Consider the following 14,785-nt stretch of genomic DNA (forward strand, 5'->3'; position numbering starts at 1 on the left):
CGTGAGCTTCCGAATATCCAGCGGGGTGCCGCCGAGATCCGGGTTCCGTGCCGACTGGGTCTCCCGCAGCGGCAGGTCCTGGAGGAAGATCAGATCGCCGCGGAGCGAGTCGTATCCCTCGAATTGACGGTGCGCCTTCTCCAGCAGCAGGATCCCGACCGCGCGCAGACCCTTCAACCGGGCGGAGTGCTCATGCGACCGGAAGCACTCCAACAGGTCGGTGTGCCGATCGGCGGCGACGTCGTTGATGAACGGCCGCAGCTTGCTGATCATCACCCGGCCCACGCCGCGATCGGCATACTGCTGGATGACGAACAGCAGCTCCGTGCGCAACGGCTCACTCAGCGACCCGAGCGCGAGCTGGTGACGCTCCAGCACCACGTTCGAGCCCATGAAGTCCTCGACCGTGAGGGCAGGCTGCTTGCGGCGCGCCGCCCGCAGCCCGGAGTCGTGATAGTCGCAGAGGCCGCTGCTGATGCTGTGTGACAGGATCCTGCCGCACGACGCAATTGGGCACGGGACTGACGGGAACACGAACTTCCCCACCCGATCGGCGACGAATGCCTCCAGCCGGTGATCGGTGAGCGCGGCTTCCGACTGCTTGCAGCGTTTCGCGAACAGGTCGTAGTGCGTGGGGCAAAGACCCCGCGTGGTCATCGCCCGCCCGCAGCGGACGCCCGCCTCATCGGATATGCCGCAGAGCTCGAAGCCGCGGGTCGTCCTCCTCGCATCCAAGCTCACCTTCGGGTGGGTGCGGGCATACTCCTCAACGCTCACGCCGGCATGTCTGGCCCGACGCTGGCATGGCGGGCAGTAGTCGACGCGCGAAGCGGGATTCGCGCAGCCAGGCCGCTTGCAGGCACGGAAATCGTTGAGCTCGTTGAACGGATCGACCGTGAGGATCCCGGTCACTGCGTCCCACGCGCCAACAGCCCACTCCTCGTTCAGCATCCCCGCCAGGAACTCCCGCCAACCGCCGCCAGACTTGCTGCCTGCTGCCTCCGCGGTGTCGACGATGAGCGTCACGTGCGGTCCTCCGAATACATCGTCGTGCGTGCGACCGCAGCGCGCAGCGCCTCGTCGCTGGCGTGCGTGTAGATCAGCGTCGACGCCAACGATCGGTGCCCGAGCAGCACCCGCACGACATCAAGATCCACCGCCTGCCCCTCCAGCCCGCGCAACCAGATCGTCGCGCGCGTATGCCGCAGCAGATGTGGCCGCACGTAGAACTCCAGCCGGTTCGACCACCGACGGAACAGGTCCACCACCGTCGCGTAGGTCAACGCCCGGCCCGCTGTCGGGCCCTCCAGTGCAACGATCGCGTTCGGGCTCCCGTCGTCCCCGAGCAGCCTCAGCCGCTCCGACAACGCCTCCTGATACGACAACGCCAGCTCCGCCGGCACCGGGACACTCCGCAGAGACTTCGCCCGCGCGCCGTTGACGGAGCGGTTCCGCACGACATGCAGATGAGGCCCGCGGAGCCGGCAGCCGTGCGCGCTGTTGTCGGCGAGCAAATGCAGGTCCTGCCGAAACAGCGACAGTACTTCGCCGACCCGCAGCCCGGTGAAGTAGAGCAGATCCACCAGGAAACGGTCCCGCGGACGTAACGGCAACTCGAGCAGAGCCCGCCGCTCGGCTTCCTCCGACAACCACGACGGCGCCGTCTCCACCTGCACCGCCCGGACCTTCAACGATCTCGTCATCACACTCCGGATCCGCCCGTGTTCACCGCCCCGCGCACCCGGGCGCACCACCTGATCCTCCGTCAGCTGCACGACCAGATCCCTGGGCACGAGATCCTCAAGCGCGGCCCACCTGTAGAACTCCACCAGCGCGACCAACCACGCGGCGACCGTCGCGGGCTTGCGAGGCGTGGCGATCGCGGAGCCCCGCGAGACCGGCGTCACCAACAGGTGGTTCTTCCACTGCACCAGCGTTGAAGTCCTCACCTGCGTCCAATGCAGGCCCTGAGCCGGAAGCCAACTCAAGAAGCCCGCCAAACGGAGACCGTAGTTCCGCACCGTGTTCGGAGACGCGCCCGACTCAGAAAGAGAACGCAGCCAATCACACGCACCGGGATGAATCACGCCCCGCGTCCGATCGAACACCACCCCCGCATCGACCCCGGAGAAAGACGGCACCCAGCGGAAGGCGAACACCCCAAGGTCACTCATGATCGCACCGTAGCTGCCGTCACTGACACTGCTGCGGGAGTGTCCATCCAAGGACGATCTGCATCCGACGCTGACAACCACTTACAACCACACATGACTACAGATAACGAGCGCCACCAGCTCAGGCCCACACGAACTGCTGTGCAGCGGGACAGCGCGGATCGTCACCGGAGCCCACGACATCCAGATGCCGGAACCCCCGGCCTCCGACGGCCTGAACGCACCCGGCGTCCAGACAAGCTGCACCGAGCTGACCGTCGAGACCGTGCGCACCTACGAGCCGAACCTGGGCTCGCGAGAGGGCACGGCACGGGAAGACGACTCCCCCGCCTTCGTCGCCGCGACGCCCGCGGCCACGCTGTCGGGCAACGCCCCGCGGCTGTAGCTCAGCGGCACTCCGGGCCGAGCCCGTCGATGACCGTGGCCGGATCCGCGACGATCCGCTCGCAGCGCAGGCAGCGCGTGCCGCGGAAGATCACCTCCGGCTCGCCGTGGATGCCGCGCTCGGGCTCGACCTCGTAGAGGTCAGCGTGTGTGGCGAATAGGCGCGGGTGGTTCTTGGCGATGGCGGCATGGAACTGCGCGGGCGTCGTCGGTGGACTCACCTGGAGTTCCACGAATCGCCGGATGACAAAGGTGTACGCCGCGCGCGTCAGACGCTCCGCAAGGAACAGGTCGGGGTTCACCGCCGAGATGCCGACGCTGGCAAGATCGGCCAGCCCGTAGTCGTCCACATCCTCGGTGACGATGAATCGCGCCCCGGCCGCTTCCGCGTCGGCAAGGAGTTGGCGGTCCTTGGCGTCCGTGGCCTCGAACCGCCTCGCCACGTTCCCGGTAGGGGTCAACTCGCCGCCGTAGCGCCGCCGCAAGTCCACGGGCCGGGTCGCGTTCGGGCGCATGTGGCGGGCAGCCTCCGCCTCGGCGGTCGCGCTCCATCCCACGACGAACCCGCTGCGGCTCGCGCCGACCATCAACAGGGTGCGTGTGACGGGCTTGGCTACGACATTCGCATCGAGGAAGACGAAGGTCACGTCACCGGGTGCCGAAAAGGTCTTCCCGGAGGTCATCGCGCACCAGCTCGATCACGTCGCCCATCGCCTGGTCCCACCACCGCTGGTATTCCTCGTAGGGGATGCGGTTGCGGTTGCCGACCTTGACGGCGTGAATCTCCCCCGCCTTGATCTTGCGAGAGATAGTGGAGCGCGACACCCCGGTCAGCGATGCGACCTGCTCCGGGGTGAGCATCCGCTGCTTCGCCGTCAACGTGACGGTCTCGCCCTCGGAGGCCGCGCGCTGGACGTACTCCGCCACCTTCTCCAACCAGGCGGGGAGCTCCGAAGTCTCCCGCGCGCTGGCGCGCACGTCCTCGGGGTCGATCGTCAAGGGTGCCGGGGTCATGCTCACATCCTACCTCCACCTGCACAGTCAGCGAAGCGTATCTGTGCATCATCAGTTCTCCCTCTTCGCGGCAGTTCATGCGTCGATGCCCGCGAACACCTCGTCGAGCGCATCGGCCGCGACTTCGACGATGAGATCAGGGCGCTTCGCGTAGTGCCCCTCGGTGATCGCCGCGTCACTGTGCCCGAGCAGATCGCGTGCGACCTCGACGCCGGCCGTGTCCGATACCGCCGCAGCGACGGCCTTGCGGAGGCTACGGAAGGTGAGGTGCTCGGCATCGACCCCGATAGCCAGCAGCTCCGGCTCGAACTCGCGGCGGAACATCCGCAACAGTTCGCCGACCGCGCTGGGATCGCGCGGACGGCCGCGCTCGGTAGTGAACAGGACGTCGTCTGGATTCCGTTCGGGATCGGGAACGTGGCTCGCCACGAGTTCACTCAGAACCTTGGCTGCGAACTTCGGAACGCGAACCCAACGCTTCTGCCGCTCCGCCTTGGGCGAGTCCTGACGGAACAGACCGCGGGACTTCGTGCGAACCATCGTCCCGCCCACCCAGACGAGTGCCTCCATCGTCAGGCTTCCGTCCGGCTGCTCCACCGCCTCGAACCGCACGTCCTGGAACCGGATCGCAATCGGCTCCGCGGTCCTCTCGGAGGTGCCGAGCGTGATGAGGATGTAGTCGGCGAGCAGCTTGTAGTTGGGCCGACGGCCCACCGGATAGCGCGTCCGATGCCGCTCCGGCCACACGTCGCGGATGAGATGGAGGACGTACTTTACCTGCACCGCGTCGAGTTCGAAGTACACCGTGTCCGGCTCATCCGCTCGCCTGGTCGCACGGATCGGGTTCGCCACAACGACCGCTCCATACCGCGTCTGCTGGATCGACCCGGCAGCCGAGAAGTGCCCTTGCTGGATCGCCCAGTCGAACATGAGCGACATCAAGTTCCGCACCTTGTTCGCGGTCGTCACCGACTTCTCTCGTGCGATGTCCATGAGCAGACCGTCGGCGCGGTCGGCGGTGATGTCGGCAATGGGGATGGCACCGGCACGCGGGATGACATGCGCTCGGACCACCGATGCGTAGCCATCGACCGTCTGCTCGCGGCGCTGGCGCAGCACCCGTGGATCGTCGTCGTGATACGCCGTCTTCAGCCACGTCGTCGCCAGCTCTGCGACGGTCATGAACTGCGTTCGTCGCGCCAGGACTCGACCGACAGCGACATCAGCCGCCTCCTGCAACGCGGCCAGCGCCTCGGCCTCGGTCGCTCCGCTGCCGCTCGGACGGCGCTCATGCCCGTTGCCGTCATAGACCCGTCCTCGCGCGATGACGAGACCGCTCGGCTCGACGGTGTAGGTCACCTTGCCGAGTTCGCCGAGTGCGCGCTTCGGCCGCGCCATCAGTCGCCCGCCCTGTCCGTCGGGGCCACGATCCGCCCGGCGATGAACGCTTCGACATCCTCATCGCGGTAGCGGACGTTGTGCGACGAGAGTGCGACGAACGGCAATCCGAGACCTCGGCTGCGCGCACGCTCGGTCCGCCAGTCAGCGAGCGTCCTGATCGGGATGCCCGTGTACTCTGCAAGCTCCTGCGGAGTCCAGAGGCGGGGGCGGTCGTCGCTCATACCAATGAGGTAGGCGGCACCACCCGTCGTCCTCCAGCGAACCCCGTAGGACGGCCAAGAATCCGCAAAACGGACAGGTTCTCGGACAGCGGCAGCAGCGACCCACCCCATGCTTAACATCGCACTTCCCTGTATTCACAGGGGAGTACGATCCTGTGGGACACCCTCCGGTTCTCAGATCCTCAAGCCGAGCTGTACTTCGGCGTCTGAGACCCGGTACGACGAAAGCCCCGCATCCGATTGGATGCGGGGCTTTCGCGTGAACTGACATCGCCCGCCGACTCAGCCGTAAAAGTACTTCTCGAACACCCGCCTGGCACGCCGGGTCGCACCCAAATAGTCCTCTTCCACCTGGGATGCCGAGTGGGGCGGATACTCAAGCAGGCGCGCGAGGCCGTCGAGCTTCTGTCGGTCGCTGGGCAGGACATCGCTCGTCTGCGCTGAAAGCAGCGTGTTCGCAGACCGCAGCCGACTCGCGAGCACCCAGGCGTGTCGCAGGCGATCTGCAGCGCTCACGGGAAGGAGACCATGCGTCACGAGGGCGTCCAGTGCGCGCAGTGTTGATGTCGTGCGGAGATCGGGCACCGCGTGCGCGTGCTGAAGCTGGAGAAGCTGCACGAGCCATTCGACGTCGCTGAGAGAACCAGGACCGAGCTTGAGATGGCGAGCCGGATCGATCCCCTGCGGGAGCCGCTCGTTCTCGACGCGGGCTTTGATGCGCTTGATCTCTCGCAAACCGTTCTCATCGGCTCGCTCGGGATAGCGGACTGTGTCGGCGAGCTCCGTGAAGGCACCGATGAGCTTCACACTGCCTGCCACACCCCGCGCGCGAAGGAGCGCCTGCGCCTCCCAGGAGAGTGACCACCGCTGGTAGTAAGCCGCGTAGGAATCCAGAGACCGGACCATGGGGCCCGACCTCCCCTCGGGTCGAAGGTCGGCATCCAGGTCGAGCGGGAGCCTCAGGTCCTCCGAGTGCTGACGAAGACCTGCAACAAGCGCGCCGGCCAGCTGCGCAGCACGGCTCTCGTCCACGCCGTTGGCGCGGTAGACATAGAGAACGTCGGCGTCCGAGCCGAAACCGAGTTCCGACCCGCCGAAGCGGCCCATAGCAATGACCGAGAAGTCAAGGGCGTCGTCCTCGGGAGGCACGACGTCGCGGCGTACTGCCCGGAGTGTCGCCTGGATCGTCACCTCGGCGATCGTCGTCAACGCCTCGGCGATCTCGTCTATGGACAGGATGCCAAGAACCCCGCCCATTGCGGTGCGCAGCACCTCCCGTCGACGCAATGCCCGCACCGCCCGAGCTGCATCCTCGATAGAAGTGTGGCGAGTTTGAATGGCCCGCGCTTCTTCTTGCAGCGCCACGCCTGATCGCGGTCTCAGCTGGTCTTCGCCGTCCAGCCAGGCTGCCGATTCCGGAATCCATTCGACGAGCTCTCCGACGTATCGCGAACCGGAGAGCACACGCGTCAGGCGTTCAGCCGCACCCGTGGAGTCCCGCAGCATTCGAAGGAACCACGGAGTATCGCCGAGACGCTCACTCAGGCGTCTGAACGAGATCAGACCGTAATCGGGATCGACGCCGTCGGCGAACCAACGAATCATCACAGGCATGAGGTGGCGCTGGATTGTCGCCTTTCGACTGAGCCCTGTCGTGAGCGCGCGGATGTGGCGAAGAGCGCCAGGCGGATCGCGGAAGCCGATCGCCGCGAGCCGATCATGGGCCTGGTCCTCGGACAGGGCGCGCTCTTCGGCGGGTAGTGCTGCTACGGCCGACAGCAACGGCCGGTAGAACAGCCGCACGTGAATATCGCGGACTTCCCGTTTGATCGATTCCCACTGAGTGACGAGATCTGCGCCGGTATCCGCGAGACCGGACGAACGCGCCAAGACCCGCAACTCGTCGAGATCAGTCGGCATGAGGTGCGTGCGTGAGAGCCGACGCAACTGCAGACGGTGCTCGAGGAGCCGTAACAGCCGGTAGTCGCGCGCGAATGCTGCAGCATCCGTGCGCCCGATGTACCCCTCGGTCACCAGCGCATCGATCGCCGCGAGCGTGCCCCGTTGCCTGATCGCCTCGTCGCTCACGCCATGCACCAGCTGCAGCAACTGCACAGTGAACTCCACGTCGCGGATGCCACCCGGACCAAGCTTGATCTGCTGGGCCACCTCGTCGGGCGGGATGTGGTCTGTGACGCGCTCGCGCATCCGCTGAACGCTGTCGACGAAGTTCTCGCGTGTGGCGCTCGCCCACACACGCGGCCGGACTGCGTCGATGTACGCATCTCCGAGGGCTCTATTGCCCGCGATGGGCCGCGCCTTCAGAAGTGCCTGGAACTCCCAGCTCTTCGCCCAGCGCTCGTAATAGGCAACGTGCGATTCGAGCGTGCGCACGAGAGCTCCCTGTTTGCCCTCGGGTCGCAGGTTCGGATCGACCTCCCACAGCGGCGGCTCGATCTCGACACCAGAGATGCCTCGCATGGTCTGGACGGCCAGTCGGGTGCCGATGTCGACGGCGCGGGCCTCGGAGACAAGGGACTCGTCATCCGTTCCCGCAACGAAAATCACGTCTACGTCAGAGACATAGTTCAGTTCGCGGGCCCCGCACTTGCCCATCCCGATGATCGCGAACTGCGTCGCATCGACCTGCTCGCGCGAGAACTGGCCAGCGGGTCCCCCCGTCGAGATGCGGGTCCTGGCGATGCACAGGGATGCCTCGAGAGCTGCGCCCGCAGCGTCGGCGAGTGCAGCAGACACAGTGTCCAGGACTGCCTCCGGGGCAACGTGCGACAGGTCGAACAGCGCAATTCGGGCCAGTTCCGTCCGATACGCAATCCGCAGCCGAACCCAGGCAGCCTCGGACCCGTCGTCGGCAAACCCTCCCTCCACCCCGACTGCACTTAGGAGAGCCTCACGAAGCTCGGCTTCATTGGGCAGGCTGTCAGCCCCTCCCTCAAGCTGCACGATCTCGCGCGGATGCCTGCCGTAGAACTCCCCGAAGCCTCGTGAAGCCCCGAGCAGCAACCACAGGTGGGCCCAGCGTCGCTCATCGAGCGCCGCTACCCGGAGGGCGTCACAATCACGACGCGCAACCCGGAGAAGAGCCTGCAGCGCCGCGTCGGGGTCGGCAGCGTTTGTCGCAGGAGCCGCGATCTGGGCTCGGTCGATCCCGAGCGACCCAGCAAGTTCCGTGAGGCCAGCATCAGCCTGAGCGAGCTCGCTGAAGCCCACGCGCGCGAGCCCCGTCAGACCCGTGGTCCGTTCGGTGGATGCCATCGGCGGTCCCGCGCGCGTCAGAGCATCTCGAGGTTGCTCTTCAACTCGTACGGGGTGACCTGCGCACGATAATGCTGCCAGTCACGACGCTTATTCAGCAGAACGTAGTTGAACACCTGCTCACCGAGGGTCTCTGCCACGAGTTCGGAGTCTTCCATGTACTCCAGCGCCTGGTCGAGGCTAGCCGGGAGCGGTGCGTACCCCAAGGCCCGGCGCTCGGAATCGGTGAGCGACCAGACGTTGTCCTCCGCCTCGGCCGGCAACTCGTAGCCTTCCTCGATGCCCTTGAGACCGGCAGCCAGGAGCAAGGCGTACGCGAGGTACGGGTTGGCCGCCGAGTCCAGAGCACGATACTCGACGCGCGAGGACTGACCCTTGTTGGGCTTGTACATCGGGACGCGCACGAGCGCTGAGCGGTTGTTGTGTCCCCAGCAAATGAAGCTCGGCGCCTCGTCGCCGCCCCAGAGACGCTTGTACGAGTTGACGAACTGATTGGTGACGGCGCTGATCTCATTTGCGTGGCGCAGGAGCCCCGCGATGAACTGCCGTCCAACCTTCGACAGTTGGTACTGGGCACCCTCTTCGTAGAAGGCGTTCACATCACCCTCGAACAGTGACATGTGAGTGTGCATGCCGCTGCCGGGTTGACCGCTGAGGGGCTTGGGCATGAACGTTGCGTAGACGCCCTGCTCGATCGCGACCTCTTTGATGACCGTGCGGAAGGTCATGATGTTGTCCGCTGTCGCCAGCGCATCTGCGTAGCGCAGGTCGATCTCGTTCTGCCCGGGACCACCCTCGTGGTGGCTGTACTCGACCGAGATGCCAAGGTCTTCCAGCATCCGCACCGACCGGCGACGGAAGTCGTGCGCTGTGCCGCCGGGAACGTTGTCGAAGTATCCAGCGGAATCCACCGGCTCTGGGCCGTCGGCGCCGTACGTCGATGACTTGAGAAGATAGAACTCGATCTCGGGATGCGTGTAGAACGTGAATCCCGCGTCCGCGGCCTTGGCCAGGGTCCGCTTGAGCACATGACGCGGGTCGGCGACGGCGGGCTGACCATCCGGAGTCGTGATGTCACAGAACATGCGCGCGGTCGGGTCGATCTCACCGCGCCACGGAAGGATCTGGAACGTCGTCGGGTCGGGGTGCGCCAGAAGGTCGGACTCGTAGGAGCGGGTAAGCCCTTCGATCGCGGATCCGTCGAAGCCCAGGCCCTCCGTGAACGCGCCCTCAACCTCGGCTGGCGCGACCGCCACCGACTTGAGGGTACCGATCACGTCGGTAAACCACAGGCGCACGAACTTGACGCCGCGCTCCTCGATCGTGCGAAGAACAAAGTCCCGCTGCTTGTCCATGGAGGTCCTCTCGGTACGAACGTCAGTGGGCGGCGCTGCCGCCGGAACCCCAGGAGTCTTCACGGGCTTCGTCATCAGCCCATGCGCGCGAGCGCTCCTTCATGATCTCCGGCGCTCGAGCCGCCTCTTCTGCGGTTTCGAACGGGCCGGCACGGTCGACCGCGGGCGACTCAAAGCCCTTCTCCACCTGACCCGTGGTCAGGTTGTACCAGTACTTCTCAGCGTCAGCGGACACGACTGCTCCCTCGGTGGGTTCCGTTGACTCGATCCTACTGATCACAGGCGCGCGGATGGGTAGGCTGATCGCATGGCATCTGACCTGACCCGAGCAGTGGGCATCGACATCGGCGGCACGGGAATCAAGGGAGGTGTTGTCGACCTCGAAGCGGGTGAACTCGTTACCGATCGCATCAAGGTGCCCACACCCCCGGGAGCGGAGCCGCCCGCAGTTCTGGATGCCGTCAAGCAGGTTCTCGAGACGCTCGAGGTTGCGGACACCGACATCCCGCTCGGCGTTGCATTCCCCGCGATCGTCAAAAATGGCAAGACCCTGTCGGCCGCAAACGTCTCGGACAAGTGGATCGGCTTCGAGGCTGAGAAGTTCTTCGAGGACGGCCTGGGCCGCGACATCCATTTCGCCAACGATGCGGATGTCGCCGGCGTCGCCGAGGTCCGGTACGGCGCCGCGAAGGGCGTCCAAGGCCTCGTTCTGCTCACAACCCTCGGAACCGGCATCGGCTCGGCCATGATCTACAACGGTGTGCTCATTCCCAACTCCGAGCTCGGCCACCTTGCCCGACCCGGCAAGGACAAGGATGCCGAGTACTACGCCGCGTACTCAGCGATGGAGCGCGAGGAACTGTCCTGGGAGAAGTGGGCCAAGCGGCTGCAGTGGTACTACAGCCACCTGGAGTTCCTCTTCTCCCCCGACCTGTTCGTCGTGGGCGGCGGGGTCTCGAAGCACCCGGAAGAGTTCCTGCCGCTGTTGAAGCTGAACACCCCGATCGTCCCGGCGGTGCACCGCAACAATTCCGGGATCATCGGCGCAGCAGCGCTCTCGCTGGGAGCGATGCCCCAGTTGGCGCAGACGACAGCCGCGGACTGAGTAGCGCGCCCTGTCGGCGCGGCAGCGCGTCGACAGGGCGAATGGGCCGGCCTGTACGCCGGGTTCTGTTCGGGAGCTGGCGCTCCGTCGACGGTCATCTCTCTCGGCGACACGTTGCCGTACCGCTCTAGCGGCCTACCCGGGGACTCGGCGAGCCGCGTCGTCATCCCCTGTCTGGCCTTGCTCCGGGCGAGGTTTACCGTGCGAGTCGTGTCACCACGACTCCGGTGGTCTCTTACACCACCCTTTCACCCTTACCGGGACGAGCCCGGCGGTCTGCTTTCTGTGGCACTGTCTCGCGGATTGCTCCGGGTGGGTGTAACCCACCGCCCTGCCCTGTGTAGCCCGGACGTTCCTCGGCGCGGCACTGCCGCGACGCGACCGTCCGGCCGACCCATTCGCACCGCCGAGTCTACGCGGCAGCTTTCCGATTCAACTCAACGCCGAGGCGGACGCAGCGCAGCGGGGTCTAGAGCCCGGACTCTTCCGTGCGGACGAGGATGCAGCCGCACTCTGGGCAGGTCACGACGGCCTCCGGCGCGGCGGCGCGCAGAGCACTGAGGTCGCTGCCCGCAAGGACCATGTGACACCCACCACAGGTCTGTCGGGTCAACAGGGCGGCACCGGCACTGCGCTGGGCGAGCTTGTCGTAGAGGCCGAGAAGATCGGGGTCAACCGTGGATGCGACAGCCTCGCGATCCCGGGTCGCCGCCGCCTCGTCGGCCTGGGCCGCTGACACCGCAGCCTTGGCGCCGGCACTGAGTGATGCGCCCTCCTCGTTGACCTCGCGCAATCGAGCTTCGAGGCCCGCGACGATCTCTTCAGCTGCCTCCGCCCGCTCCATCGCCTCGAGGTCCGCGTCCTCGAGATCGCTCTTTCGCCGTGCCAGCGCGGCGAGCTCGTGCTCGAGATTCTGCGCCTCTTTGGCGTTGGCAGAGTCAGCCAGCCGTGCGGCGTCCCGGGCAATGCGCGCCTCGACGACCTTCAGATCGTCATCCAGGCGACGCTGCTCAGCGCGGACATCATCGACAGCTCCCCGCGCACGGACGAGGTCCTGGTTCAGCTCTGTCCGCGTCTGCATCAGCTCTGAAATCCGAGCTGCCTGTTCAGGTGAGCGTGCCGCAGCAGAAGCAGCGCGGGTGCGGGCATCGAGGGCAGCAACCTCGAGAAGACGGCGCTGATCGTCGGGACTCGCATTCATGTGGGCCCTGCCGGGATCGAACCGACGACATCCACGGTGTAAACGTGGCGCTCTACCAGCTGAGCTAAAGGCCCTCGAGGCGAGTCTACGGGGCGGATGCGGCATCCACCGTTTCTGCTGAGACAGCTGTGGCTCATCGACCGCTCCCACCGGATGCGGGAATCGCTAGGCTGGGTCGTGGTCTGCCATACAGATACGCGCACGACCAGACCCTGCGGTGCTTACCCTGCAGCGCTCGGCCGCCCGTTCGTGGCACACCCTGCCCGTCGAAGAAAGGTTTCACGTGACCGTCAACGATCAGGATCCGTACTCGCAGGGGCCGCTGGACAGCGACCCCGACGAGACCACGGAGTGGCAGGAGTCCCTGCAGCAACTCGTCTCGGCCAAGGGCCAGGGGCGAGGCAGAGAGATCATGCTCAGCCTGTTGCAGACCTCGCACGAGCTTCAGCTCAACGTGCCGCAGGTGCCGACCACGGATTACATCAACACCATCTCGCCGGATGCTGAACCCGATTTCCCCGGCGACGAGGAGTTGGAGCGCCGCTACCGACGCTGGATTCGCTGGAATGCGGCGATCACGGTCCACCGCGCCCAGCGCCCCGGCATCAGCGTCGGTGGTCACATCTCGACCTACGCTTCCTCTGCATCGCTCTACGAGGTGGGCTTCAACCACTTCTTCCGCGGCCCGGACCACCCCTCCGGCGGCGACCAGATCTTCATCCAGGGGCACGCCTCCCCCGGAACCTACGCTCGTTCGTTCCTGGAAGGACGCCTGACCGAGGCCCAGCTCGACGGCTTCCGGCAGGAGAAGTCGGCGGCGCCCAACGGCCTCCCGTCGTACCCACACCCACGTCTGATGCCTGACTACTGGCAGTTCCCGACCGTCTCGATGGGGCTCGGCCCGATTAACGCGATCTACCAGGCGATGACCAACAAGTACCTGACAAACCGTGGCATCAAGGATGTCGGCGACAGCCACGTCTGGGCATTCCTCGGTGACGGCGAGATGGACGAGGTCGAAAGCCGCGGCCAGCTTCAGGTCGCCGCGAACGAGGGCCTGGACAACCTCACGTTTGTCGTCAACGCGAACCTCCAGCGTCTCGACGGGCCGGTGCGCGGCAACGGGAAGATCATCCAGGAGCTGGAGAGCTTCTTCCGGGGTGCGGGCTGGAACGTCATCAAGGTCGTGTGGGGAACCGGCTGGGACGAGCTGCTCGCCAAAGACACCGACGGCGCACTCGTGCACCTCATGAACACCACCCCGGACGGTGACTTCCAGACCTACCGTGCTGAAGATGGGGCGTTCATCCGTGAGCACTTCTTCGGCCGCGACGAACGCACCGCAGCCCTCGTGAAGGACTGGAGCGACGAGGAGATCTGGGGCAAGCTGCGCCGCGGTGGTCTCGACTACCGCAAGGTCTACGCCGCCTACAAGGCAGCAGTCGAGCACAAGGGCCAGCCCACCGTGATCATCGCCAAGACGATCAAGGGCTACGGTCTCGGCCATCACTTCGAGGGACGCAACGCGACCCACCAGATGAAGAAGATGACGCTCGAAGACCTCAAGCACTTCCGCGACTCGATGCGTATCCCGATCTCGGATGCCCAGCTCGAGGAGAACCCGTACCTGCCGCCGTACTACAACCCCGGCCCGCAGGACGAGACGATCCAGTACATGATGGAGCGACGCCGCGCGCTCGGCGGCTTCCTTCCCCAGCGACGGACCTCGCACACCTCGATCACGCTGCCGGGCGACGATGTCTACGCGCTTCCGAAGAAGGGCTCGGGAACGCAGGAAGCCGCCACGACGATGGCGTTCGTGAGGCTCCTGAAGGATCTGCTGCGCGCCAAGGGCTTCGGCAACCGCATCGTGCCGATCATTCCGGACGAGGCACGGACGTTCGGTATCGACGCGTTCTTCCCGACCCAGAAGATCTACAACCCGCACGGCCAGAACTACACGTCGGTCGACCGCGATCTGCTTCTTGCCTACAAGGAGAGCCCGCAGGGTCAGATCATGCACGTCGGCATCAACGAGGCCGGCGCGCTGGCGGCGTTCACCGCCACGGGGACGTCCTACGCAACGCACGGCGAGCCGCTGATTCCCGTCTACGTCTTCTACTCGATGTTCGGGTTCCAGCGCACTGGCGACGCGCAGTGGGCTGCCGGTGACCAGATGACACGGGGTTTCGTGATCGGTGCGACTGCGGGAAGGACAACCCTGACGGGTGAAGGTCTGCAGCACGCCGACGGCCACTCCCACCTTCTGGCCTCAACGAACCCGGCAACGGTGTCGTACGATCCGGCGTACGGGTACGAGATCGCGCACATCGTGCAGTCGGGCCTGGAGCGGATGTACGGCGGGCACCACCCCGATCCCGACGTCATGTACTACCTCACGGTCTACAACGAGCCACTCGTGCAGCCCGCGGAGCCCGAGGGCGTGGATGTCGAAGGCATCGTGCGCGGCATCCATCGCATCTCCACCGCCGAGGGCGACGGCCCGCGTGCGCAGCTGCTCGCCTCGGGGGTCGGTGTGCCGTGGGCACTCGAAGCCCAGCAGTTGCTGCGCGACGATTGGGGCGTTCAGGCCGACGTGTGGTCGGTGACGTCGTGGACGGAGCTGCGCCGCGACGGCCTTGCCGCCGACGAGC

At 65.9% G+C, this 14,785-nt stretch carries 13 protein-coding genes, 1 tRNA gene and 1 other RNA gene; 3 read left to right on the forward strand and 12 right to left on the reverse strand.

What is annotated here, in order from left to right; translation table 11 throughout:
• On the reverse strand, window positions 1–951 hold a 951-nt coding region (locus Q1V87_RS13000; protein WP_300593639.1), incomplete at its 3' end, for a hypothetical protein.
• 71 nt (window positions 952–1,022) lie between these two features.
• On the reverse strand, window positions 1,023–2,174 hold the full coding sequence (locus tag Q1V87_RS13005; protein ID WP_135949146.1) for a tyrosine-type recombinase/integrase: 1,152 nt from the start codon (window positions 2,172–2,174) through the stop codon (window positions 1,023–1,025).
• A gap of 187 nt (window positions 2,175–2,361) precedes the next feature.
• Here Q1V87_RS13005 and Q1V87_RS13010 point away from each other — a divergent pair, with 187 nt between their 5' ends.
• Window positions 2,362–2,559 carry a hypothetical protein gene (locus Q1V87_RS13010; RefSeq protein WP_300593644.1) on the forward strand — a complete coding sequence of 66 codons (198 nt, stop codon included), beginning with the start codon at window positions 2,362–2,364 and terminating at the stop codon, window positions 2,557–2,559.
• A 1-nt stretch (window position 2,560) separates the two neighbouring features.
• On the opposite strand, the gene Q1V87_RS13015 is transcribed toward Q1V87_RS13010, so the two are convergent.
• The 7 genes from Q1V87_RS13015 to Q1V87_RS13045 all read right to left on the reverse strand — a co-directional run bounded on the left by Q1V87_RS13015 (window position 2,561) and on the right by Q1V87_RS13045 (window position 10,060).
• Window positions 2,561–3,241: a hypothetical protein gene (locus Q1V87_RS13015; RefSeq protein ID WP_048809340.1), complete on the reverse strand. Its 681-nt coding sequence runs from the start codon at window positions 3,239–3,241 to the stop codon at window positions 2,561–2,563.
• Window positions 3,207–3,572, reverse strand: coding sequence for a helix-turn-helix domain-containing protein (locus Q1V87_RS13020; RefSeq protein WP_211255132.1), 366 nt, complete (start codon window positions 3,570–3,572; stop codon window positions 3,207–3,209). Before Q1V87_RS13020 ends, Q1V87_RS13015 begins: the two co-directional genes overlap by 35 nt.
• Window positions 3,573–3,647: 75 nt before the next feature.
• Window positions 3,648–4,970, reverse strand: coding sequence for a tyrosine-type recombinase/integrase (locus tag Q1V87_RS13025; RefSeq protein WP_300593650.1), 1,323 nt, complete (start codon window positions 4,968–4,970; stop codon window positions 3,648–3,650).
• Entirely contained in the window at window positions 4,970–5,194 is a 225-nt protein-coding gene (locus Q1V87_RS13030; RefSeq protein ID WP_102209750.1) for an AlpA family transcriptional regulator, read from the reverse strand. The genes Q1V87_RS13025 and Q1V87_RS13030 overlap by 1 nt, the downstream gene beginning before the upstream one ends.
• A gap of 282 nt (window positions 5,195–5,476) precedes the next feature.
• On the reverse strand, window positions 5,477–8,470 hold the full coding sequence (locus Q1V87_RS13035) for a bifunctional [glutamine synthetase] adenylyltransferase/[glutamine synthetase]-adenylyl-L-tyrosine phosphorylase (protein WP_300593653.1): 2,994 nt from the start codon (window positions 8,468–8,470) through the stop codon (window positions 5,477–5,479).
• Between the two features lie 17 nt (window positions 8,471–8,487).
• Window positions 8,488–9,825 carry a type I glutamate--ammonia ligase gene (gene glnA, locus Q1V87_RS13040; RefSeq protein ID WP_300593665.1) on the reverse strand — a complete coding sequence of 446 codons (1,338 nt, stop codon included), beginning with the start codon at window positions 9,823–9,825 and terminating at the stop codon, window positions 8,488–8,490.
• A gap of 22 nt (window positions 9,826–9,847) precedes the next feature.
• Window positions 9,848–10,060: an SPOR domain-containing protein gene (locus Q1V87_RS13045; protein ID WP_228178877.1), complete on the reverse strand. Its 213-nt coding sequence runs from the start codon at window positions 10,058–10,060 to the stop codon at window positions 9,848–9,850.
• Between the two features lie 72 nt (window positions 10,061–10,132).
• Between Q1V87_RS13045 and ppgK the strand changes: the two genes are divergently transcribed.
• A complete protein-coding gene (gene ppgK, locus Q1V87_RS13050) occupies window positions 10,133–10,930 on the forward strand; it encodes a polyphosphate--glucose phosphotransferase (protein ID WP_300593656.1) in 798 nt (265 codons plus the stop codon).
• Window positions 10,931–10,968: 38 nt separating this feature from the next.
• Here ppgK and rnpB read toward each other — a convergent pair.
• The 3 genes from rnpB to Q1V87_RS13065 form a co-directional block, all read right to left on the reverse strand.
• Window positions 10,969–11,327: RNase P RNA component class A (rnpB, locus tag Q1V87_RS13055), an RNA gene on the reverse strand.
• Window positions 11,328–11,399: 72 nt separating this feature from the next.
• Entirely contained in the window at window positions 11,400–12,131 is a 732-nt protein-coding gene (locus tag Q1V87_RS13060) for a C4-type zinc ribbon domain-containing protein (protein ID WP_300593659.1), read from the reverse strand.
• A 1-nt stretch (window position 12,132) separates the two neighbouring features.
• Window positions 12,133–12,205, reverse strand: a tRNA-Val gene (locus tag Q1V87_RS13065).
• A gap of 209 nt (window positions 12,206–12,414) precedes the next feature.
• Between Q1V87_RS13065 and aceE the strand changes: the two genes are divergently transcribed.
• A partial coding sequence (gene aceE, locus Q1V87_RS13070; RefSeq protein WP_300593662.1) for a pyruvate dehydrogenase (acetyl-transferring), homodimeric type occupies window positions 12,415–14,785 on the forward strand: 2,371 nt, incomplete at its 3' end.

The organism is Microbacterium sp. (assembly GCF_030149085.1).
Classification (GTDB): domain Bacteria; phylum Actinomycetota; class Actinomycetes; order Actinomycetales; family Microbacteriaceae; genus Microbacterium.